The organism is Aurantimonas sp. C2-5-R2, assembly GCF_036549495.1.
In the GTDB taxonomy this organism is placed as follows: domain Bacteria; phylum Pseudomonadota; class Alphaproteobacteria; order Rhizobiales; family Rhizobiaceae; genus Aurantimonas; species Aurantimonas coralicida_A.
In genome coordinates this window covers 125,900-147,709 of record NZ_JAZHLJ010000001.1, presented here as the reverse complement: position 1 = coordinate 147,709, position 21,810 = coordinate 125,900, and the positions used below count along the sequence as shown (strand labels likewise).

General features: G+C 64.7%; 13 protein-coding genes. 8 read left to right on the top strand and 5 right to left on the bottom strand.

The features are described 5' to 3' along the window. Positions 1-16: 16 nt before the first annotated feature. Both VQ044_RS00700 and VQ044_RS00695 read right to left on the bottom strand, forming a co-directional pair. On the bottom strand, positions 17-6,589 hold the full coding sequence (locus VQ044_RS00700) for a translocation/assembly module TamB domain-containing protein (RefSeq protein ID WP_327645053.1): 6,573 nt from the start codon (positions 6,587-6,589) through the stop codon (positions 17-19). Then, positions 6,589-8,550 (bottom strand): autotransporter assembly complex protein TamA, encoded by a 1,962-nt coding sequence (locus VQ044_RS00695; protein ID WP_327645052.1) that lies wholly within the window; start codon positions 8,548-8,550, stop codon positions 6,589-6,591. Before VQ044_RS00695 ends, VQ044_RS00700 begins: the two co-directional genes overlap by 1 nt. Positions 8,551-9,167: 617 nt before the next feature. On the opposite strand from VQ044_RS00695, the gene VQ044_RS00690 reads away from it, so the two are divergent. From VQ044_RS00690 to VQ044_RS00665, 6 genes are all read left to right on the top strand, one after another. Further along, positions 9,168-9,656 carry a (2Fe-2S)-binding protein gene (locus VQ044_RS00690; protein WP_327622416.1) on the top strand — a complete coding sequence of 163 codons (489 nt, stop codon included), beginning with the start codon at positions 9,168-9,170 and terminating at the stop codon, positions 9,654-9,656. Between the two features lie 103 nt (positions 9,657-9,759). Continuing rightward, positions 9,760-12,105 carry a xanthine dehydrogenase family protein molybdopterin-binding subunit gene (locus tag VQ044_RS00685; RefSeq protein WP_327645050.1) on the top strand — a complete coding sequence of 782 codons (2,346 nt, stop codon included), beginning with the start codon at positions 9,760-9,762 and terminating at the stop codon, positions 12,103-12,105. Between the two features lie 144 nt (positions 12,106-12,249). Continuing rightward, positions 12,250-13,059 (top strand): FAD binding domain-containing protein, encoded by an 810-nt coding sequence (locus VQ044_RS00680; RefSeq protein ID WP_327645049.1) that lies wholly within the window; start codon positions 12,250-12,252, stop codon positions 13,057-13,059. 172 nt (positions 13,060-13,231) lie between these two features. Continuing rightward, positions 13,232-14,479 (top strand): putative DNA modification/repair radical SAM protein, encoded by a 1,248-nt coding sequence (locus VQ044_RS00675; protein WP_327645143.1) that lies wholly within the window; start codon positions 13,232-13,234, stop codon positions 14,477-14,479. A gap of 26 nt (positions 14,480-14,505) precedes the next feature. Then, complete coding sequence (locus VQ044_RS00670; protein WP_327645048.1) at positions 14,506-15,534, top strand: DUF4238 domain-containing protein; 1,029 nt, start codon at positions 14,506-14,508, stop codon at positions 15,532-15,534. A gap of 9 nt (positions 15,535-15,543) precedes the next feature. Then, positions 15,544-17,019: a UdgX family uracil-DNA binding protein gene (locus tag VQ044_RS00665; protein ID WP_327645047.1), complete on the top strand. Its 1,476-nt coding sequence runs from the start codon at positions 15,544-15,546 to the stop codon at positions 17,017-17,019. Here VQ044_RS00665 and VQ044_RS00660 read toward each other — a convergent pair whose 3' ends face one another. From VQ044_RS00660 to VQ044_RS00650, 3 genes are read right to left on the bottom strand one after another with little or no spacing between them, the layout of a single operon-like run. After that, a complete protein-coding gene (locus tag VQ044_RS00660; protein ID WP_327645045.1) occupies positions 17,020-17,157 on the bottom strand; it encodes a DUF2474 family protein in 138 nt (45 codons plus the stop codon). It abuts the gene before it with no gap. Beyond that, complete coding sequence (gene cydB, locus VQ044_RS00655) at positions 17,154-18,152, bottom strand: cytochrome d ubiquinol oxidase subunit II (protein WP_327645043.1); 999 nt, start codon at positions 18,150-18,152, stop codon at positions 17,154-17,156. The genes VQ044_RS00660 and cydB overlap by 4 nt, the downstream gene beginning before the upstream one ends. A gap of 10 nt (positions 18,153-18,162) precedes the next feature. Continuing rightward, positions 18,163-19,581 (bottom strand): cytochrome ubiquinol oxidase subunit I, encoded by a 1,419-nt coding sequence (locus VQ044_RS00650; protein ID WP_327645041.1) that lies wholly within the window; start codon positions 19,579-19,581, stop codon positions 18,163-18,165. A 217-nt stretch (positions 19,582-19,798) separates the two neighbouring features. Here VQ044_RS00650 and VQ044_RS00645 point away from each other — a divergent pair, with 217 nt between their 5' ends. Together VQ044_RS00645 and VQ044_RS00640 are read left to right on the top strand one after the other, a co-directional pair. Then, positions 19,799-21,085 carry a glycerate kinase type-2 family protein gene (locus VQ044_RS00645; protein ID WP_327622408.1) on the top strand — a complete coding sequence of 429 codons (1,287 nt, stop codon included), beginning with the start codon at positions 19,799-19,801 and terminating at the stop codon, positions 21,083-21,085. Positions 21,086-21,113: 28 nt separating this feature from the next. Then, complete coding sequence (locus tag VQ044_RS00640) at positions 21,114-21,797, top strand: D-lyxose/D-mannose family sugar isomerase (RefSeq protein WP_327645039.1); 684 nt, start codon at positions 21,114-21,116, stop codon at positions 21,795-21,797. The last annotated feature ends 13 nt before the right edge of the window (positions 21,798-21,810 follow it).

Below are 21,810 nucleotides of genomic sequence, written 5' to 3'. Positions count from 1 at the left end.
GACGAGGCCCTCGAGGTCAGAACTCACCTTCATAGAAGATGCCGACTTCGCCGCCACCTTCCGCAGTGACAGCGCCGCGCGCCTTGAGCCCGGAGCCGAGATCGAGGTCAATGGCGACCCGTCCGGTCGAATCGACGCCAAGATAGGTGTTCTCGTTGAGATATTTGCCGACGCCGACGGCCGTCTGGCCATCCTTCGTCGTCTTGATGTCGAGGTCGTCGACGCCGATCTGCGAGCGCAGATTGTCGAGCAGGCCGCTCGACCCGCCAATGCCGGCGAGCGATGCGGCAAGTTCCGCCAGTTGGGCGATCTGCAGCGGCGAAAGATCCGACGTGCCCTGATTGAAGATCAGCCGCGCCAGCACCTCGTCCTGGGGCAGGAGGGGCGTCGAGGAAAAGGTGAAGCTCGGATCGTTGGCGGGGCCGGTCACGGCGATGAATACCGTGGTTTCGCCCGCTTCCGACCTGGCGACCAGGTCGAGGACCGGAACCAGGCTGCCGGTGAAGGTGAGCCGGCCACGATCGAAGTCGAGGCGCTTGCCGAGGATCACGAACCGACCGCGCTGCAATTCGAATCCACCGACGATACGCGGCGCCGCGGCCGAGCCCGTGATGACGATCGAACCGCCGAGTTCGACGTCGAGGCCGCGACCGCGCACGAACACCCGCGACGGTGCATTGAAGGTCAGGTTGAAGTTGATGCCGCTGCGCTGGGCGCCGGCGCCCTGGTTCGGGTCGATCTCGCGCTGCTGCTCGTAGACGGCCGGCTTGGCGTTGCGATGGGTCACGTCGATCCGGGCCAGAGAGCCGGGCAGCTTGTCGGGAATCAGGACGTTGATTTCATTGGCGTTGATGGTCCCGGAGAGCAGCGGCGTGCCGGCCAGCGGACCGGTCAGTGTGAGGTCGGCGCTTAGCTGCGCGGCGACGAGTTCGCCGTCATTGTAACGACCAGCGACGAGCCGGATCGCGATGTCGGCCGGGAACCCGTTGGCGAGGCCGACCGAACCGGAGATCGACAGCGTCCCGCCGGAAGAGAGCGAGGCGTTGAAGGATTGGATCGTCGCGGTTTGGCCGTTGAGGGAAATCGTCGCCGCGATGTCGTTGATGGCGAGGTTCAGGCCCGTGTCGACCAGCCTCGCGCCCGAGGTCGAAAGGGTTCCGACGACGTTCGGCTGGCTGGCAGGGCCGGTCACCCGCGCACTCAACTGCACGTTGCCTTGGATCGAGCGGCCACCCTCGGCCAGGATGCGGTTGGCCAGCGACAGCGGCGCGGTGCCATTCAACGACAGGTCGAGCTGCGGCGTGCCGGCGATATTCACCGAGCCGGAAACCGCCAAATCGACGCCGCTGCCGGACAGATTGGCCGTCGTCGTAACTCTTTGGTTCGCGAACTGGCCATTGGCGGAGACGGTGAGTGCGCCGACGCCGGCGTCCCGTGTCTGCTGGATGGAGAGGCCGGAGCCGCTGAGGTCGTAGGTGACCGACGGATTGGAGGGCGACCCGGAGGTGCGAACGGTTCCGTTGATCGTTCCCTGCGGCGCGATTCCGGGCGCAGCCGCGGCGGCAATCGAGGCCGGCAGGTTGCGGAGGGCGACATCGAGGTCGAGCGCGGTCTGGCTGGCTGTGCCGGTCACCTGAACAGTGCCGCCGCCGACATTGGCGGTTGCGGTCTGGAGGCGGAGGGTTCCGCCCGCATAGGTCCCCGCCGCGGTGGCGTCGATCGGCGGCGCGCCGGCGCTGCGGCTTTGCGCGACCGACACATTCGAAGCCGAAATATCGAACCGTGCGTCGGGGTCGGAAATCGATCCTGTCGCGGACGCGGTTCCCGATACGGTTCCTTGCGCGCCAAGCCCATCGACGAAGCCATTGGCGAGACCGACCGGAACCTGGTTCAGGGTCACATCCAGATTGAGCGTCCGCCCGACCGTTCCCGACGCGACGAGCGAGCCGCTGCCGACGCGAATGTCGGCGGTGCCGATCGTCGCCGTCCTGTTCGCATAGGTGCCGGACGCCTCCAGGCTCAGCGGCGCGACGCCCGATTGGGCGATCTGCCGCGTGGTGATGCCGGATCCGGTGAGATCGAACGTGGCGCGCGGGTCGGAGATGGACCCGGTGGCGGTTGCGGTTCCCGAAAGGGTTCCTTCGGCATTGAGATCCGGCACGAAGCCGTTGGCCAGGCCGACGGGAAGCCGGTCGAGTCTGAGATTGAGGTCGAGAGTTTGTCCGACGGTGCCGGTGGCCGTCAGCGAACCGTTGCCGACCGTGACGTTGGCGGTATCGATCGTCGCGGTCCCGTTGGCATAGGCGCCCGCAAGGTCGAGGCTGAGTGGCGCGACGCCCGACTGGGCGATCTGGCGCGTCGTGATGCCTGATCCGGTCACATCGAACGTGGCACGCGGGTCCGAGAGGGAGCCGGTTGCCGTCGCGGTGCCGGACAGCATGCCCGTGGCGCCGAGTCCATCGACGAAGCCGTTCGCCAGGCCAGCTGGAATCCGGTTGGCCGCGATCTTGAGATCGAGCGCCTCGCCGATGGTGCCGGTGGCCTTGAGCGTACCGTCGCCGACCCGGACGTCCGCGGCCGCGATCGATGCAGTGCCGTCGGCGTAGGTGCCGGACACGTCGAGACTGAGCGGCGCGACACCGGACTGGGCGATCTGCCGGGTGGTGATGCCAGTGCCGGCCAGATCGAAACGCGCCTGCGGGTCGGAAAGGGAACCGGTCGCTGTGGCCGTGCCCGAGATCGTGCCCGTCGCGCCGAGATCCGGCGCGAAACCATTGGCAAGACCCACAGGGATTTCGTTGGCGACGATGTTGAGGTCGAGCGTTTCGCCGACCGTGCCGCTGGCGGTAAGCGAACCGGAGCCGACCGTCATCTTGGCTTCGACGAGGTTCAACGTGCCCTCGGCAAGGCGACCGGACGCCGTCAGGTCGAGTGGTTCGATGCCGCTCTGGGCGATCGCCGGCGCGGTGATACCGGAACCCGACAGCGAGAATTCGGCGCTGGGGTCGTCGAGCATGCCGGACGCCGTCGCGGTGCCCGAAATCGTGCCGGAGGCTTTGAGGTTGGGTACGAAGCCGTTGGCGAGCCCGACCGGAACGCTGTTCAATGTCAGGTCAAGGTCGAGTTCCCGTCCCACCTTGCCGGAGGCCCGCAGCGAGCCCTCGCCGACATTGAGCACGGCGGTTTCGAGCGACGCCGTCCCGTCGGCAAAGCGGCCCGCGAGCCGAAGCGCAAGCGGCGCGACGCCGGAGCGTGCGATCGCGCCCGTCGTGATTCCTGCTCCCGACAGATCGAAAATGGCGTTGGGCTCGGTGAGCGAGCCGGCCGCGGTCGCTGTCCCGGAAATCGTCCCCGACGCGTCGAGATCGGGCACGAAACCGTTGGCGAGGGCGACGGGCAGATTGTTCATCGCCAGCGCCAGGTCGAGATTTTCCCCGATCGTGCCGGAGGCTTCGAGCGAGCCGGAGCCGACCACGAGACTGGCCCGATCGAGCTTCGCCGTCCCGCCGGCATAGCGGCCTGCGACGTCGAGCGTCAGCGGCTCGATTCCGGCCGCTGCGACCTGTGCCGCGGTGATGCCGGTGCCGGCAAGATCGAAAACCGCTACCGGGTCGGCGCGGGTACCGTTGACGACGGCGTTGCCGGAGATCGTCCCGGACGCGTCGAGACCATCGACGAAATCATTCGCCAGTGCCACCGGAAGATTTGCGAGTTCGGCCCGCAAGTCCAGCGTCTCGCCGATCGTGCCGGAGGCCTGCAGCGATCCCTCGCCGAGATCGAGCGTGGCGGTTTGCAAGGTGAGTGTGCTGTCGGCGTAGCGGCCGGTCGCGTCGAGTGCGATCGCCGGGATTCGGGCTGCTCGCACCTGCGCGGTCGACAACTCGCGGCCGGTGAGCGCGAAAGCGGCGTCGGGGTTCGCCGGCGCACCGGTGACGGTCGCCGTCCCGGAGAGCGTGCCCTCTGCCTCCAGGCCGGAGACGAAAAGGTTGGCCAGGGCTGCCGGAACGCTGTCGAGGCGCAATCCAAGATCGAGGACCTCGCCGGACGAACCTTCCAGGACGATTGAGCCGGAGCCAACGGTTAGCACGAAGCCGTCGAGCACCGTCTTGCCGTTGGCGATCCGCACCGCCGCCGCGTCGCGCAGGCTGACAGCGGCATTCGGGATATCCGCGGTGAGGCGCGAGAGCGTCAGCAGCATCGCGTCCGGCTCGAATTGGGCGGTGCCGGCCAGTTCGATCGGCGCGTCGTTGACTGTCGCATTTGCCGTCACGCCGGTGCCGCCCTGCTCCTCGGCGAAGGCGAGGGCAAGCTTACGCACGGCCACCCCGGCTGCATCGATCGCTTCCGCGGTCACCCGACCTGTCGGCTTCGGGATGCCGAGATAATCCTTGACCGACAGGTCGATGAGAGCCCCCTGGAGCGTGGTTCCAGCAACTGTCAGGCTGCGCGACGTGAGATCGGGCGCCGCGACCGGCGTTTTCTCGGCGTCGACCGACAGTTCTACTGTTCCCTTCACATCGCCAGCGGCCTTCTGCCCGCCCAGCGCCGCCAGCGGGCCGATATCGTCGATGGCGACGGTCAGTGTGCCGACCGGCGCGAAGGCGTCGGTCAGCATGAGGTCGCCGGTTACCGCGTTCGGCCCTTGCCGGATCGCCAGATCGGTGATGCGGCGGTCGCCATTGTCGAGGGTCTCGACCTTGGCGCTGCCGGACAGCGGCTGGCCGTCCAGGGTTCCGGTGATGTTGACGAAGCCGGCCGGGGAGGCGGGGTTCAGCGTGCCGCGCACCTCGACCTTGAGGTCGGCGAGCTCGCGGCCGTTGATCGACAGGCCGTTGCCCGACAGCGTCAGATCGACGTCGGGTTTTTCGACCAGCCCCTTGGCGACAAGCCGCAGCTCCGCCGCGCCGGCAAATACCGAGTTGACGGATTGCGTGTCTTCCAGCGTGCCCTGGATGTCGGCCGAGACCTCGCCGTCCATCAGGCCAGCATTACCGGTGATCTGCAGACCTGCGCCGGTCACGGCGAGTTTCTGCGCGTTGATCGCCCCGTCGGCGGCGCGGGTGAATTGCCCGGCGACGGACAGTTCTTCGCCCGCCAGCGCGATCGCCGCCGCCGACAGCGCCGCGGTCTGGAAGCGTGAGCGCAAATTCAGGTCGAAGACCGCGAAATTCAGCGCGGCTGTGCCTTCGAGGTTCAGCGTCGCGACGTCGGTGGTCGCCTCGCTCGGCTCGAAGACGAAGCCGTTTTCGGTCAGCGCGCCGTTGGCGGCGATCTTCAGCGGGCCGTTGAGAAATCGCTCGGCGATTCCCTCAGGCGCCTCGATCGCCTGGGCCGTCGCTTCGACGGCGAGCGGTCCCTTGAAGCTGGTGAGGTTGAAGCCGGGGCTGCTGGCATCAAGGCTGACGCCCTGCGCGACGTAGTCGCCATAACCCGCGCGCTGCAGCTTGGCGGAGAGGCCTACGGCAGCAGCCGTGAAGGCTCCGCGCACCGTGCCGTCGAGGCGGGTGACCTGAAGGCCGGTGATGTCCGGCAGCGTCCCGAAGGAAAGGGCGATCGGGCTGCCATCCCGCGAAGCGACGGCGAGCGTCAGGTCGTTGCTGGCCCCGCCCAGATCGAGAACGCCCTTGGTCTGCAAGGCCAGGGCCTCGGAGGCCAGATCGCCCTGTTCGACGAGATAGGTGCCGTCGTCGCGCAGAACCGCTTGCAGATCGAGATTGGCCCCCCCTGCGACATACTGGGAATATTGTTCCGGTACGAAGCGCTCGGCCGCGACATTGAGGGAGGCGGCGAGGCGGCGCCCTTCGGCGACGTCGTTGACCCGCGCGGTCAGCGTCGCCGCCTGTTCGCCGCCGACGGTGAGTTGGCCGTTGGCCATGAAGTCGGAGAGCGGACCCGAGCCGTTGACGACGAGATTGACCGCCGGCCGGTCTGGAATGTCGAGTAGCGTCGCCACCAGTCCGCCGGCCGGCTCGCTCGCCTTCACGTCGATCGCGAGCTGGTTTTGATCCGGCGCGTAGGATACATTGAGGGCGATCTGTCCCGGTTGGTCCAGTCGGTCGATATTGGCCTTGACGTCGAGCTTGGTCGGATCGTCGGCGAGCGTCAGGCTGGCGCTAGCCTTCAGTCGGGCGCGAACGCCGGCAAGCGCTTCCCCAAGCACGAATTCGTCGATGGCGAGATTGCGGATGTCGGCCGTGATCGACGGCAGCGAGAAGCCGCCGCCCTGATCCGCCTCGCTTGTCGGCTGATCCGCCGGAAGCCGTTCCAGGACGATCTGGCCTGCGGTGAGGTTCTCGATCGATACGTTCGAGCGCACGAGCGCGAGCGGCGACCAGTCCATCGCCAGATTCTTTCCCGTCAGGAAGATGCCCTGCGGATCAGAGACCCTCAGGCTCTCGATCCGGATGTCACCGGTCAATGCGCCGGACAGCCCCTCGATCTCGACCGTCATCGTGTCGGAGGAAAGGAAGCTCTCGATCTGGTTGGCCAGGAACTGCTGCGCCGGAGCGGGACGGCTCGCCAGGAAGGCGGCGGCGACGCCGACGACGACTGTGGCGGCGAGCGGGGGGACGGGGTTGAACTTGCGCATCAGAAGGCTTGCCCGATGCCGGCATAGAACTGGAAGTTCGCATCGCGCGGGCCAGGGTCGAGCGGGATCGCCACGTCGAAGCGGATCGGGCCGAAGCTGGTGATGTAGCGGGCGCCGACGCCGGCGCCGACCTTGAAGTTGGAAAAATCGGGCACGAGATCGTCCGAGACGGTCCCGACATCGACGAAGGGAACGATCTGGATGCTTTCCGTCACGCCGATGCGGACCTCGGCCGAGGCTTCGAACAGCGACAGGCCGCCGGTCGGCGTGTCGACGAAATCAGGATTGAACCCCGACCCCGGGGGCACGGCAGACGGAAAATACGGGCCGACGGACTGGAATTCGTAGCCGCGCACCGAACCGCCGCCGCCGGCGTAGAACCGCCGGTCGTTCGGGATGTCGAGAAGATCCGCGCCGAAGATCGTGCCATAGGCGACGCGCCCGGCAAGGATGAAGCGGTCGCTGTCCGACAGCGACAGATAGCTCGACGCATCGAGGCGGGTCTTCACGAAGGGCGTTTGGGTGTTGAAGCCGTAGGTTGGCTCGACGAGCGCCTTGGCGAACAGCCCCTCGGTCGGATTGAGCTCGTTGTCGCGGTTGTCGAACGTGTAGCTGATCGGGACGGAGACGAGCAGATATTCGCGCGTCCCGAGGAAATCGGTGATTTCCTCGTACTCACCTCGGACCGTAGCGACGAGTGTTTGGTTGCGGTCGATCTCGTACTCGACACCGCTGGTGACCGCGAAGGAATCGCGATCATAGGCGAGCGGGTGTTCGCGCTTGGCCTCGATCGAGCCGACATAGACCGATTCCGGACCGAGCACGCCGGGCTTCTTGAAGACCAGAGAGGCGGCATAGTCGGCGCCGTCGGTCTTGCGGCCCTGGCTGGATATCGCGGTCGCCCCGATGCGCGAGATGGATGCGTCGAGCCGGATGCTTTCGGCCCGCCCGAACAGGTTGCGGTGGCCGACATAGCCGGAGGCGCCAGCGCCTTCGGTGTTCGAATAGGTCGCGCCGATGCCGTAGAAGCCGAATTTACGTTCGCCGACCTCGACCTGGACGGGAAGCGTTCCGTCGGGTTGCTGCGCCTTGGCCTCCCTCACCGTGACGCTGGAGAAGACGCCGAGCTTGAGGAGGCGATCGCGCGCCGCGGCGAGTTCTTCCGGAGAGAAGACCTCGCCAGCCTTGACGCCCGCCATATAGGCGATGAAGCCCGGATCGACGTCTTCGGCCCCCGCGACCCAGGTTTCGCCGAACGGCACCGGATTGCCGGGCGCGATGGCGATCGAATAGTCGAGCCGATCGGTCTTGGCGTCGGCGACGATCTCGCGCCCGGTGACCGCCACGAACGGCCGGCCCTGGTCGCGGAGATCCTTGAGAAGCTTGGCTTCACCTTTCAGGAGCTCGACGGAACGCGCCGAACTCCCCGGAGTGAGGTTGTATTCCGCCGCATCGAAGGGAACGCCCTGGGTGGAAATCGCCACGCGGCCGAGCGTGTAGAAAGGGCCGGGGCGGACGCGGATCGACACCGGGACGGGCCGAGACGTGAAGGTCGCGTCGGGCGGCAAATCTGCGATATCGCGGCCTTCGATGAAGATGTCGACCAGCCCGTCATAGCGGGCATTCTCGAACAGGGTGGCCACCAGCCGCTTGCGGTCGGTCTTCGCCTTTGAGAGCAGCCCGAGCGAGCCGGACACCGGGTCCGCTTCGTCGGCGATGAGGGTGGAGGCGTCGCGCAGATCCTCCTCCACCGTACCGTCGTCATCCACTGTCGGTGCGACCGTGAGCGTGACGGTGTAGTTGATCGGGTCGAGCACAGGATCGGACGCGGCGTTTTCGTCTTCGAAGAAGGTCAGGCCAAAGATTTCGAAGGCTGCGGCGGGGTGCGGTGATGCGGCGAGCAGGCCGGAGCCGATGACCATCATTGCCAGCCTGGCGAAGGGTAGGAACCTATACTGCAAGTCGCTCGCTTCCCGTCGCCACACACGCTCGCCTTGAGATCGGCGAGACAACACACGTCATCGATTTCGGGACGTCGGCGACGACGATCACGCGCAGCCGAACTCCTCCCACTGAGTTGCCTTTTAGCATTGGCGGAAATGGCTTGGATAACAACTGTTAACCAGCGGTTGCCGGTGTTCCGATGCGATTACACTGGCCGTTTGTGCCGAACCGGACACAGATTCGCCGTCGCCCCGAGACAACCCGCCGCACCCGGGCTGTGCGGAGGCTGGCCGGCGACCACCGACCGTTCGTCACCGGCGGTCAAAACGCATTCCATCCCGTTGCGGAGGGCTGTTCCGGAACGCTGGTCCCGGCGTCGTTTTTTGGGTTGGTTCTGAAAAACCCTTGAAGCGGTTCCCCGCAAAGGGCACTCTCGCTGCGACGCAGTGACACTCGCCCCCAAGCATCGGACCAAAAGTGAAAGCCGGTTTTTGGATCATTCCGATGCGCGATCATAGTGTTAGAACGTCCTTTACGCGTCCGATGGACGCTGGGCGCTCTAGAGTGCGCAATTCATTTCAACGGCCCGCCGCGTGGCTGATGCGGCAGACCGTCTGTATCCGGGAGGACTTTGATGACTGAAGTGACGATGACGGTGAACGGGCGCGAGATGAAGGGCGTGGTCGAGGACCGCACGCTTCTGGTGCAGTTCCTGCGCGAGAATCTGGGCCTGACCGGCACCCATGTCGGCTGCGACACGTCGCAATGCGGCGCCTGCGTCGTCCACGTCAATGGCAAGGCGGTGAAGTCCTGCACGATGCTCGCTGTACAGACGTCCGGTTCGGATGTCCTGACCATCGAGGGGTTGGCGAACGGCACCGAGTTGCACCCGGTCCAGGCTGCTTTCCGCGAGCATCACGGGCTGCAATGCGGCTACTGCACCCCGGGCATGATCATGACGGCGGTCGATCTGATCCGGCAGCACGGCAGCGCGCTGGACGAAAAGGCGGTGCGTGACGGCCTCGAAGGCAATATCTGCCGCTGCACCGGCTATCACAACATCGTCAAGGCGATCCTCGCCGCGGCGGGCGCCGCGCAGCCGCAACAGGTCGCCGCCGAGTAGCGCGGAGGCCCGGCCGCCCTTGGGCGGGCGAGGCGATTGAGACACGGATGCGGACGCCGCGAGGTGGTTCCGCCACGATTTCGAATACTGGGAGGTTTCGACGATGGGTGTTGAAGGCATCGGCGCAAAGGTTTTGCGCAAGGAGGACCGGCGGTTCATCACCGGTCGCGGGCGTTACGTGGACGACATGAGCGTCCCCGGCATGAAATACGCGGCATTCGTGCGATCGCCCCATGGGCACGCCAAGATCGCCGGCATCGATTCGGCCGCGGCGGCTTCCATGCCGGGCGTGATCGGCATCCTCACCGGCGAACAGTTGCAGGGCGACGGGATCGGCAATCTGATCTGTGGCTGGGGGGTGTCGTCCAAGGACGGCACGCCGATGAAGATGGGCGCCTGGCCGGCGCTCGCCGTCGGCACCGTGCGCCATGTCGGGCAGCCGATTGCCGTCGTCGTCGCCGACACGCAGTTGCAGGCCCGTGACGCAGCCGAGGCCGTGGAGGTCTCTTATGACGAGCTTCCGGCCGTCGTCAGCGCCGTGGAAGCGCTGAAGGATGGTGCGCCGCAGCTTCATCCCGAAGCGCCGGGCAATCTCATTTTCGATTGGGAACTCGGCGACAAGGCGGCGACGGACGCGGCGTTTTCCGGGGCCGCTCATGTGACCAAGCTGCACATCGTCAACAACCGCCTGGTTCCCAATCCGATGGAGCCGCGCGCCGCGCTCGGTGTCTACGATCCGGCGGAAGAGCACTACACCTGCTGGACCACCTCGCAGAACCCGCATGTCGCCCGGCTGGTGATGAGCGCGTTCTACAACGTCGCGCCGGAACACAAGCTGCGGGTGATCGCACCTGACGTCGGCGGCGGTTTCGGCTCCAAGATCTACATCTACCCCGAAGAGATCGTTTGCCTGTGGGCGTCCAAGCGCACCGGCGTTCCGGTCAAGTGGACATCGGATCGCACCGAGGCGTTTCTGACCGACGCACACGGCCGTGACCACGTCACCGAGGTGGAGATGGCGCTAGACGCCGACCACAAGATCCTTGGTCTCAAGGTCGACACGATCGCCAATCTCGGCGCCTACATGTCGCTGTTCTCGTCGGCGACCCCGACCTATCTCTACGCGACGCTGCTCTCCGGCCAGTACGATATCCCGGCAATCCACGCCAATGTCCGGGCGGTCTACACCAACACCGTGCCCGTCGACGCCTATCGCGGCGCCGGGCGTCCTGAGGCGACCTTCGTCATCGAGCGAACGGTGGAGACGGCGGCGCGCGAACTCGGCATCTCGCCGGCGGAATTGCGGCGCAAGAACTTCATCCGCTCCTTCCCGCACCAGACGCCGGTGATCATGGCGTATGACGCGGGCGACTTCGACGCGACGCTGGACGCCGGCATGCAGGCCGCCGACGTCGCCGGCTTCGAGACACGGCGGGCGGAGGCCAAGCAGCGCGGCAAGCTGCGCGGCCTCGGCATGAGCTGCTACATCGAAGCCTGCGGCATCGCGCCATCGAAGGCGGTCGGCTCGCTCGGTGCCGGCGTCGGCCTTTGGGAATCGGCCGAGGTTCGGGTCAATCCGGTCGGCACGGTCGAAATCCTCACTGGCTCGCATAGTCACGGCCAGGGCCATGAGACGACCTTCGCCCAGTTGGTGGCCGAACGCTTCGGCCTGCCGGTCGACAACGTCCAGGTCATTCATGGCGACACCGACAAGGTGCAGTTCGGCATGGGCACCTACGGCTCGCGCTCCGGCGCGGTCGGCATGTCGGCGATCCACAAGGCGCTCGACAAGGTCGAGGCCAAGGCCAAGAAGATCGCAGCGCACGTTCTGGAGGCCGACGAGGGCGACATCGTCATCGAGAATGGCAAGGTGAAGGTCGCAGGCACCGACAAGAAGCTGGCCTGGCACGAGGTCTGTCTCGGCGCCTATACCGGCCACAATCTCCCCGAAGGAATGGAGCCCGGCCTGAAGGAAGGGGCGTTCTACGATCCGACCAACTTCACCTTCCCGGCCGGCTGCTACATCTGCGAGGTCGAGGTCGACCCTGATACCGGAACGACCGAGATCATCCAGTTCGTCGCCGCCGACGATTTCGGTCGGGTGATCAACCCGATGATCGTCGAGGGTCAGGTCCATGGCGGTCTCGCCCAGGGCATCGGCCAGGCGCTTCTGGAAGGCGCCCATTATGACGACACCGGCCAGCTGCTGACGGCGTCCTACATGGACTACGCCATGCCGCGGGCGTGGGACCTTCCGATGTTCCAGGTTTCGACCAACGAGACCCTGTGTCCCGGCAACCCGCTCGGCATGAAGGGCTGCGGCGAGGCCGGCGCGATCGGCTCGCCGCCGGCGGTGATCAACGCCATTACCGACGCGATCGGCAACAACGATCTGAGCATGCCGGCGACGCCGCAAAAGGTCTGGAAGGCGCTCAACGCGGTCGCCTGACCGAGCAGAACAAACCGCCCGGTGGCCGCGAAAAAGGGCCGCCGGGAGAATTTTAGGGGCTGCCTTGCCCCGTTTCGATCCGAACCATCGCGCCGCGCGGTCCTTCCGCGATTTCCGGACCCGGCGCCAGAGGGAGCAGAACCGATGTACGAGACCACTTATCACCGCCCCACGTCGATCGACGAGGCCGTCAAGCTGGTCGGTGAATCCGGCGGCGAGGGAAAATTCCTCTCTGGCGGCATGACGTTGATCGCGACCATGAAGCAGCGGCTCGCCGCGCCGAGCGACCTTGTCGATCTGCGCCATATCGCCGAACTCAAGGGCATTACGGTCAACGGCAAGTCGATCAGGATCGGCGGCGGCATGACCCATGGCGAGATCGCCGCCCATGACGGGCTGAAAGCCGCCTGCCATGGCTTCGCCGATCTCGCCGGCCTGATCGGCGATATCGCGGTGCGCCACATGGGCACGATCGGCGGCTCGGTGGCGAATAACGATCCGGCGGCGGATTATCCCGCCGCCCTGAAAGCGCTCGGTGGGACGATCCATACCAATAGGCGCGAGATCGCGGCCGATGACTTTTTCCTCGGCCTGTTCGAGACGGCGCTGGAGGAGAACGAGATCGTCACGGCGGTGTCCTTCGAGGCGCCGGACCAATGCGCCTACGAGAAGTTCCGCAACCCGGCCTCGCGCTATGCCATGTGCGGCGTCTTCGTCGCCAAGCGCGGCGGCGAGGTGAAGGTCGGCATCACCGGTGCCAGCATGGGCGGCGCCTTCCGCTGGGAAGCCGCTGAACAGGCGCTGTCATCGAACTTCGACGGCTCGGCCGTGGACGGGCTGTCGGTCGACGAGGGCGACATGCTGTCGGACCTGCACGGCACGTCGGCCTATCGCGCCAACCTCGTCAAGGTCGTCACCAAGCGGGCAGTGAACAAGGCCAAATCCGCGAGCTGACAGACGCAGGGCGTCAGACTGAAGGTCGGTCGGCTGGACAAGAACGTCTGGCCGGCCTTTTCGTCTCATGGACGCGGTCCACAGCCGCGTGATCGAACCTGCGACACTGGGTCTCGCCGAGAAATCCGGAAATTTGCTGGCGAGAACATTCCATGAACGCTATATCCGCGTCATGGCCAAGACGACACTGTTAGACAAGCTCGCGATCCTCTCCGACGCCGCCAAATACGACGCTTCCTGCGCGTCCAGCGGTTCGACTCGGCGCGATTCCTCGCGGACGAAGGGCATCGGCTCGACCGAGGGTTCGGGCATCTGCCATGCATATGCACCGGACGGACGGTGCATTTCGCTGCTGAAAATCCTGATGACCAATTTTTGTGTCTATGACTGCGTCTATTGCGTCAACCGCTCGTCCTCCAACGTCGCCCGCGCCCGTTTCACGGTCGAGGAAGTCGTCACGCTGACGATGGAGTTCTACAAGCGCAATTACATCGAGGGCCTGTTCCTGTCCTCCGGCATCATCCGCAACTCCGACTATACGATGGAGGAGATGGTACGGATCGCCAGAAAGCTGCGGCTGGAGGAGAATTTCGCCGGCTACATCCATTTGAAAACGATCCCCGACGCATCGCCCGCGCTGATCGAGGCGGCGGGGCTCTTCGCCGACCGCCTGTCGATCAATATCGAGTTGCCGACCGACCTGACCCTGGAGGCACTCGCGCCGGAAAAGAAGCCGCGCGACATTCGCCGCTCGATGGGCCATCTCCGGGCCAAGATCGAGGAACACAAGGGCGAGAAAAAGGACCGGGCGAAGCCACAGCGCTTCGCGCCGGGCGGCCAGTCGACTCAGATGATCATCGGCGCCGACGGTTCCGATGACGATGCCATCCTCGGCCGGTCGGAGAATCTCTACGGCAATTACCGCCTCAAACGGGTCTATTACTCCGCCTTCTCACCGATCCCCGACGCCTCCAGTCGGCTGCCGCTCGCCCCGCCGCCGCTGATGCGCGAACACCGCCTGTATCAGGCCGACTGGCTGATGCGCTTTTACGGCTTCGACCGGGGCGAGATCGTTTCCGGCGGCGAAGGCGGGATGCTGGATCTCGCCGTCGATCCAAAGCTCGCCTGGGCGTTGAAGCACCGCGATCGGTTCCCGGTCGACGTCAATCGCGCCGACCGGGAACTGCTGTTGCGCGTGCCGGGTTTTGGAACTCGCGCGGTCAACCGCATCCTGTCGACCCGCCGCCATCGCACACTCAGGCTCGACGATGTTGCCCGGCTCTGCCAGTCGATCGCCAAGGTCCGGCCCTTCGTTACCGCCCTCGACTGGTCGCCGGGCGCGGCGACGGACAGCGAAGGCCTGCGCGCCACCTTCCTGCCGACGGGGGGACAACGAGCCCAACTGGAGCTGTTTAAATAATGCAATGCGCTCGATAGGTATAGATTTTGGAACAAAAACAACATCATTATATCCCGAAATGCTACTCGAAAAATTTTACGAGCGTAGAGGACGATCTGTGTTTAAGAGATATTTGGAATAATAAAAATTACGCTCAAAAACCTGAGAAAGCGTTGCGGCAACAGTACATGTACTCGCAGCCGGTGCACGCAGAGCGTCGGTTTGATAACATCATCGAAAACTTTTTTTCGCAGGAAATAGAAACTGGATGGCCGTCTCTCGTAGATGCAATCAGAAATCGCAATAATATCAAGAAGGAAAATTGGGGAAATCTAATACAGTTTATGATTGCAACACATGTGCGTGTTCCAAATCGAATGAAAGCGATTATCGAAGCTTTACGCCAATGTGTGGTTCGAGCATCCGAATCCATTTCGGATGCAGCAACGGCAGATGTGAATGCGGAGTTCAGGAAAATTTATCCTTCTCCTGGAGATGACGCGAGCTTATCCAATCTCATTCGTAGTGGAAGAATCGCCGTAAATATCGATCCGCATCGCGCAGTATCCTCTTTACCGTATATTATAAAAAATCTTGATTCATTTATCAATATTGGAGAAAATCCCAGATTTTTGCATAACAGATCGAATGTCGATTTTATATCATCAGACAATCCTGTTGTATTCCATAATCGAACTAACGCGATCGAGAAAATCGTTCCATTCTCGTATTCGACAACCGAATCATGGGAGTTGATATTTCCTATCACGTCGAAGGTTGCATTATTCATGCAATCGGATTCTTCAATTAGGGACCAACACCGCGAGACATTTAGTGCAAAGACAGTTCAACGGATTAACACGAAAGTTGCGTTATATGCTGATCGGCATATTTTCGCTTCGTCGGCGAGCCATTTTCCAGAATGGCGAGAAAATTTGCAACAATGCCCCATACCGAAAGCAGACGAATGTTTGACCGAGGACGGGCTTGTATATCGATTGAAATACGAGTGGGGCGCGCCGTTGGAGGGACGGGAAAATTGGGAATACGATTTCAACCGAAGTGAGAGCCGATAGGTCCTCTGGATGCATAGTGCCATCCTTTCCTTCCCTGCGGATTTCGACGGTTGGCGCAAAGCCGCCCGCACGGCGCTGGCGCTCGGCATTCCGCCCGATGCGTTGAGCTTCGTCGTCGACGATGAAGCACCCGGCCTGTTCGCCGAGCCCTTGCCCGAAGCGCCCGCCGACGCCGCGCAACCGACGGTTCCAAAGGCCTTTCCTGACCTCTCCCGCAAGCTGCTCTGCCACGCCGATTCCGATCGGTTCGTCTTCGCCTACCGGCTGCTGTGGCGGCTGCAGACGGAAAAGAAGCTGCTCGAGATCGCGTCGGACCCGGATGTCCTGCGCGCCACCGCCATGGAGAAGGCGGTGCGGCGCGACAGCCACAAGATGAAGGCCTTCGTCCGCTTTCGCGAGGTCGAGGACGGCGAGGGCGGCAAGCACTACGTCGCCTGGTTCGAGCCGTTCCACCACGTGGTCGAACTGACTGCGCCGTTCTTCGCCCGGCGTTTCGCCGGCATGGTCTGGACGATCATGACTCCCGAGCGCTCGGTCCACTGGGATGGCGCGGAATTGGTATTTCTGCCGGGGGCGACCAAGGACATGCGTCCCAAGGACGACGACATGGAAGCGCTGTGGCTGACCTATTACGCCTCGATCTTCAACCCCGCGCGGCTGAAGGTGAAGGCGATGCAGGCGGAAATGCCCAAGAAATACTGGGCCAACATGCCGGAGACGGCGCTGATCAAGCAGCTTGTCGCGGGCGCCGATGCGGCGGCGCGTCGGATGATCGCAACCGCGCCGACCCTGCCGAGTTTCTCCCATGAGCGACGGATGGAGCGCGAGCAGATGGCGAAGACGAGCACAGCGCCCGATCACGCAGCGGGCGATGCGCGACCCGACAGCATCCGCGCGGCGCGCGCGGCGGCAAAGTCCTGCAAGGCTTGCCCCCTCTGGGAGCCGGCGACCCAGACGGTATTCGGCCAGGGACCGGACAATGCGCCGGTGATCTTCGTCGGCGAGCAGCCGGGCGACCAGGAGGATTTGGCCGGCGAGCCCTTCGTCGGCCCGGCCGGGAAGGTGTTCGATCAGGCGCTCGCCGCAGCCGGCATCGACCGGCGGCAGGCCTATGTCACCAACGCGGTGAAGCACTTCAAGTTCGTGCCGCGCGGCAAGCGTCGCATCCATGCCAAGCCCAATGCCGGCGAGGTGAAAGCCTGCCGCTGGTGGCTGGATCTGGAACGCGAGCTGATCAAGCCGAAGTTGATCGTCGCCCTCGGCGCCACAGCGGCGCAGGCCGTGCTCGGCAGATCGGTGACCATTCGCGACGCCCGCTCGCGATTGATCGACCTCGACGAGGCGACCAAGCTGCTGGTCACCATCCACCCGTCCTATATCCTGCGGCTTCCCGACGAGGCGGTGCGGGCGCGCGAGAGCGAAGCGTTCGACGCCGACATGGCGATGGTGCTGGACTTCCTGCCGGAACTGAAGCTGGCGGCCTGATCAGCCGATCAGCACACTGCGGATCATCAAGCCCACGAGGCCCACCGCCGCGACGCCGCCGAGCCACAAGAGGACGAACCAGCCGATCCGCTTCCACAGCGGTCCGTCATCGCCGGCCCCGCCTCGGGCGCGGCTCAATGGTAGCCCTCGCCGGGGCGGACCTTGCCGCGGAACACCCAATAGGCATAGCCGGTATAGATCAGGATCATCGGGATCAGCACCGATGCGCCGACCAGCAGGAATTCCATCGAGGCATCCGGCGCGGCGGCCTCCCAGATGGTGACGTCAGGTGGAATGATGTTCGGGTAGAAGCTGATGCCGAGCCCGGCGAAGGCGAGCAGGAAGAGCGCCAGTGCGGACAGGAAAGGCCGCACGTCCTTGCCGGCGGCGAGCGACTGCAACAGGCTGAAGGCGGCGATGGCGGTGAGGATCGGCACCGGCGCCACATAGAGGATCTGCGGGAAAGCGAACCAGCGCAGGTAGAACTCCTCCTTCAAAAACGGCATCCACAGGCTGACCGCGCCCATCAGCAACAGCGTGCCGACCCCAGCGAAAAAGGCATAACGGCGCGCGATGTCGCGCAATTCCCCGTCGGTCTTCATCACCAGCCAGGTTGCGCCGAGCAGCGTGTAGCCGATGACGACGGCGCCACCGGTCATCAGCGAAAACGGCGTCAGCCAGTCGAACCAGCCGCCGGCATAGGCGCGGCCGGACACCTCGATGCCTTGGACCAGAGTGCCAAGGGCGATGCCCTGGCTGAGCGCCGCGACGAAGGAGCCGAAAAAGAACGAGACGTCCCAGAGCCAGCGGCCGCGCACGGTCTTGAACCGGTATTCGAAGGCGACGCCCCGGAAGATCAGCGCCAGCAGCATGGCGATGATCGGCGCATAGATCGCCGGCATGATGATCGCGTAGGCCAGCGGAAACACCGCGAACAGGCCGCCGCCGCCCAGAATCAGCCAGGTCTCGTTGCCGTCCCAGATCGGCGCGACGGTGTTCATCGCCGTGTCCCGGTTCTCGGTCCGGCCGAGGAGGGGAAACAGAATGCCGGTACCGAGGTCGAATCCGTCGAGAATGACATAGGCGATCACGGCGAAGGCGATGAGAAATGCCCAGAGAATCGCAAGGTCCATCGTCGTCTCCCTATTCGGCCGGATCTGCGGCGACTTCGCCTTCCAGACGCCCGGAGGACGCCAGCCCGGCGGTCCGGGTCGGGTGATCCAGCGTCTCTTCCTCGAAGGGTGTCGGGGGCTTCGACATCAGCCGCAGGATGTAGAAGGTGCCGGCGCCGAACAGCAGGAAATAGACGATGATGAAAGCCAGGAGCGACGCGCCGACGGCCTCCGCAGCGATCGGGGACACACTGTCCGCCGTTCGCAGGAGACCGTAGACGGTGAAGGGCTGTCGGCCGACCTCGGTGGTGATCCAGCCGGCGATGACGGCGACGAAGCCCATCGGCCCCATGGCGATCATCGCCCGCTGCAGCCAGGGACTTTCGTAGATCGAGCCGAAAACCCGGCGAAAGAGGGACCACAGCCCGATCCCCAGCATGGCGAAGCCGATGCCCACCATGATCCGGAACGACCAGAACACCACGGTCGCATTCGGCCAATCCTCGCGCGGGAAGGCGTCGAGCCCCTTCACCGTGCCATCGAGCGAGCGTGTGAGGATGAGCGATCCGAGATAGGGGATATTGACGGCGTAATTGGTCCGCCCTTCCTCCATGTCGGGAATGCCGAACAGGGTCAGCGGCATCGGCCCGTCGACATTGGTCTCGAAATGGCCCTCCATGGCAGCGACCTTGGCCGGTTGATGCTCTAGCGTGTTGAGGCCGTGCTCGTCGCCGGCGATGATCTGAAGTGGGGCGACGACCATCGCCATCCACAGCGCCATCGAGAACATCAACCGGGCGCTGGCGTTGTAGCGGTCGCGCAGCAGATGAAATGCGCCGACCGCCCCGACGACGAAGGCGGTCGTCAGATATGCGGCCAGCACCATGTGGACCAGACGGTAGGGGAAGGATGGGTTGAAGACGATCGCCCACCAGTCCTCCGGCACGAACTGGCCGACGGCATTGATCCCGTAGCCGGTCGGCGTGTGCATCCAGGAATTGACCGACAGGATCCAGAAGGCCGAAAACACCGTGCCGAGTGCGACGACGAACGTGGCGGCGAAATGCAATCTTGCGCCGACCCGCTTCTGGCCGAACAGCATGATGCCGAGGAAGCCGGCCTCCAGGAAAAACGCCGACAGCACCTCATAGCCCATCATCGGACCGAGGATCGGGCCCGTCTTGTCCGAGAACACCGACCAGTTGGTGCCGAACTGGTAGCTCATGGTGATGCCCGACACGACGCCCATGCCGAAGCTGATCGCGAAGATCTTTACCCAGTACTTGAAGGTATCCATGTAGACCGGCTTGCCGGTCGCCAGCCACAACCCTTCCAGCACAGCCAGATAGGAGGCAAGCCCGATCGAAAAGGCCGGGAAGATGATGTGGAATGCGATGGTGAAGCCGAACTGGACTCGGGCGAGAAGGACGGGATCGAAGCCTTCGAACATGGCGCTGCCTTCGGCTGTTCCTGCGACGCGGGTGTGCGCCCAACATAGGCCGCGTGCACCGCGTAAGAAGGTGCTCACGACGATTTTGCCATCCTCCGCTTGCCGTCGTTCCCAATGCTGCGCCACGCGATGTCGGGTTTCGCCGGCCCTTTCACCGCTGTTCAGTCCCATGGCCCGGCTGCTATAGGGGCGGCGATTGAGTGAGCGCGGGGGCGAAATGAACCAAAAACGGATGCGGGATGATCTCACCGCGATCTTCGAGCGGGCAGTGGCGGTCGCGCACCCTTCGACCATTCTGGCCGCACATTTGCCGAAGCCGCCCGTCGGACGGATCGTCATCCTCGCTGCGGGCAAGGCGGCGGCTTCGATGGCGGCGGCGGCCGTGGCGCACTATCGCGGCACCCACGCTGTCCCTGACGCCCGCCTGACCGGGATCGCCGTCACCCGCGACGGCTATGCGCTGGACGCTGGGCCGATTCCCGTCGTCGAGGCCGGCCATCCGCTGCCCAACGAACACGGGCTCGCTGCCACCGCGCGGGTTCTCGAGCTTGCCGAGGCGGCCGGCGAGGGCGATCTCGTGCTGGCGCTGATCTCGGGTGGAGGTTCGGCGAACTGGCTGCTGCCGGCCGACGGCGTCAGCCTCGCCGACAAGCAGGCCGTAACCAAGGCATTGCTGAGAAGCGGCGCCGGGATCGGTGAGATAAACTGCGTGCGCAAGCACCTGTCGAAGATCAAGGGCGGCCGGCTCGCCAAGGCTTGCGGCGACGCACGCCTCCTCACCCTGGCGATCTCGGACGTGCCGGGCGACGACCCGAGCGTCATTGCGTCCGGGCCGACCGTGCCCGATCCGACGACGCTCGCCGAGGCGCGGGCGATCATCGCAAAGCGCGGCATAGACCTGCCGCCATCGTGCAGGGCGGCGCTGGAAGACCCGGCGAACGAGTCGCCGAAGCCCGGCGATCCGATTTTCGCGGCGAGCGAATACCGGACCATCGCCACGCCGGCCGCCTCGCTTGAGGCCGCCGAAAGCGCCGCGACCGCGCTCGGCTACACCGTCCACAGCCTCGGCGCGGACGTCGAGGGCGAAGCGCGGGAGGTGGCGCGCGAGCATGCCCGCTTGGCCCTTGACGCCAAGGCGCGCGGCGAGCGGCTGGCGATCCTGTCCGGCGGCGAACTGACCGTGACGATCCGCGGCGAGGGGCGCGGCGGGCCGAACCAGGAATACGCTCTGGCGCTGGCCGTGGCGCTTGACGGCGAGCCCGGCGTCGCAGCGCTATCCGGCGACACGGACGGCACCGACGGCGGCACTGGGCTGGCCAGCGATCCGGCCGGTGCTTTCGTGCTGCCGGATACGCTGGCGCGGGCGAAAGCCGCAGGTATCGACGCCGAAGGGGCGCTGGCGCAAAACGATTCCACGAGCTTCTTCGAGGGTCTGGGCGACCTGTTCGTGCCGGGCCCGACCCACACCAACGTCAATGATTGCCGCATCATCCTCGTCGGATGAGCGGCCCGGCAGAAAAACGAGGCCAGCCATGAAACGCTCGCGCGTCAACGAGATCATTCGCCAAGGCGACGAATTCATCCGCTCCTTCGGCTACGTCATGCCGCCCTTCGCCTATCTCTCGCCCAGCGAGATGAAGTCCCGCCGCAGCGAACTGTCGGCGATCGTCGAGCGCCGGCTCGGCTGGGACGTCACCGACTACGCCAAGGGCGATTACGACAGGCTGGGCCTGTTCCTGTTCACCGTCCGCAACGGTGACAGCACCGACCTTCAGGCCGGACGCGGCATGCTGTACGCCGAAAAGATCATGATCTCGCGGCACGACCAGATATCGCCGATGCACCGCCACATCGTGAAGGCCGAGGACATCATCAATCGCGGCGGCGCAACGCTGGCGCTCGAACTCTTCGAGAGCGCGCCGGACGGGTCGGTTGATGAGGACGCCGAGGTCACGGTCGTCACCGACGGCCTCACCCGCAAGCTTCCCGCAGGCGGCATCCTCAAGCTGTCGCCGGGCGAGAGCGTAACGCTGCTTCCCGGCAATTGGCACGCCTTCTGGGGCGAAGGCGGCGACGTTTTGATCGGCGAGGTTTCGACCGTCAACGACGATCTCACCGACAACATTTTTCGCGAGCCGATCGGCCGCTTCGCCGAGATCGAGGAGGACGATGACCCGCTGCATCTGCTGGTGTCGGACTACGACACGTGGCTGTAAAACGCCGCCGCCG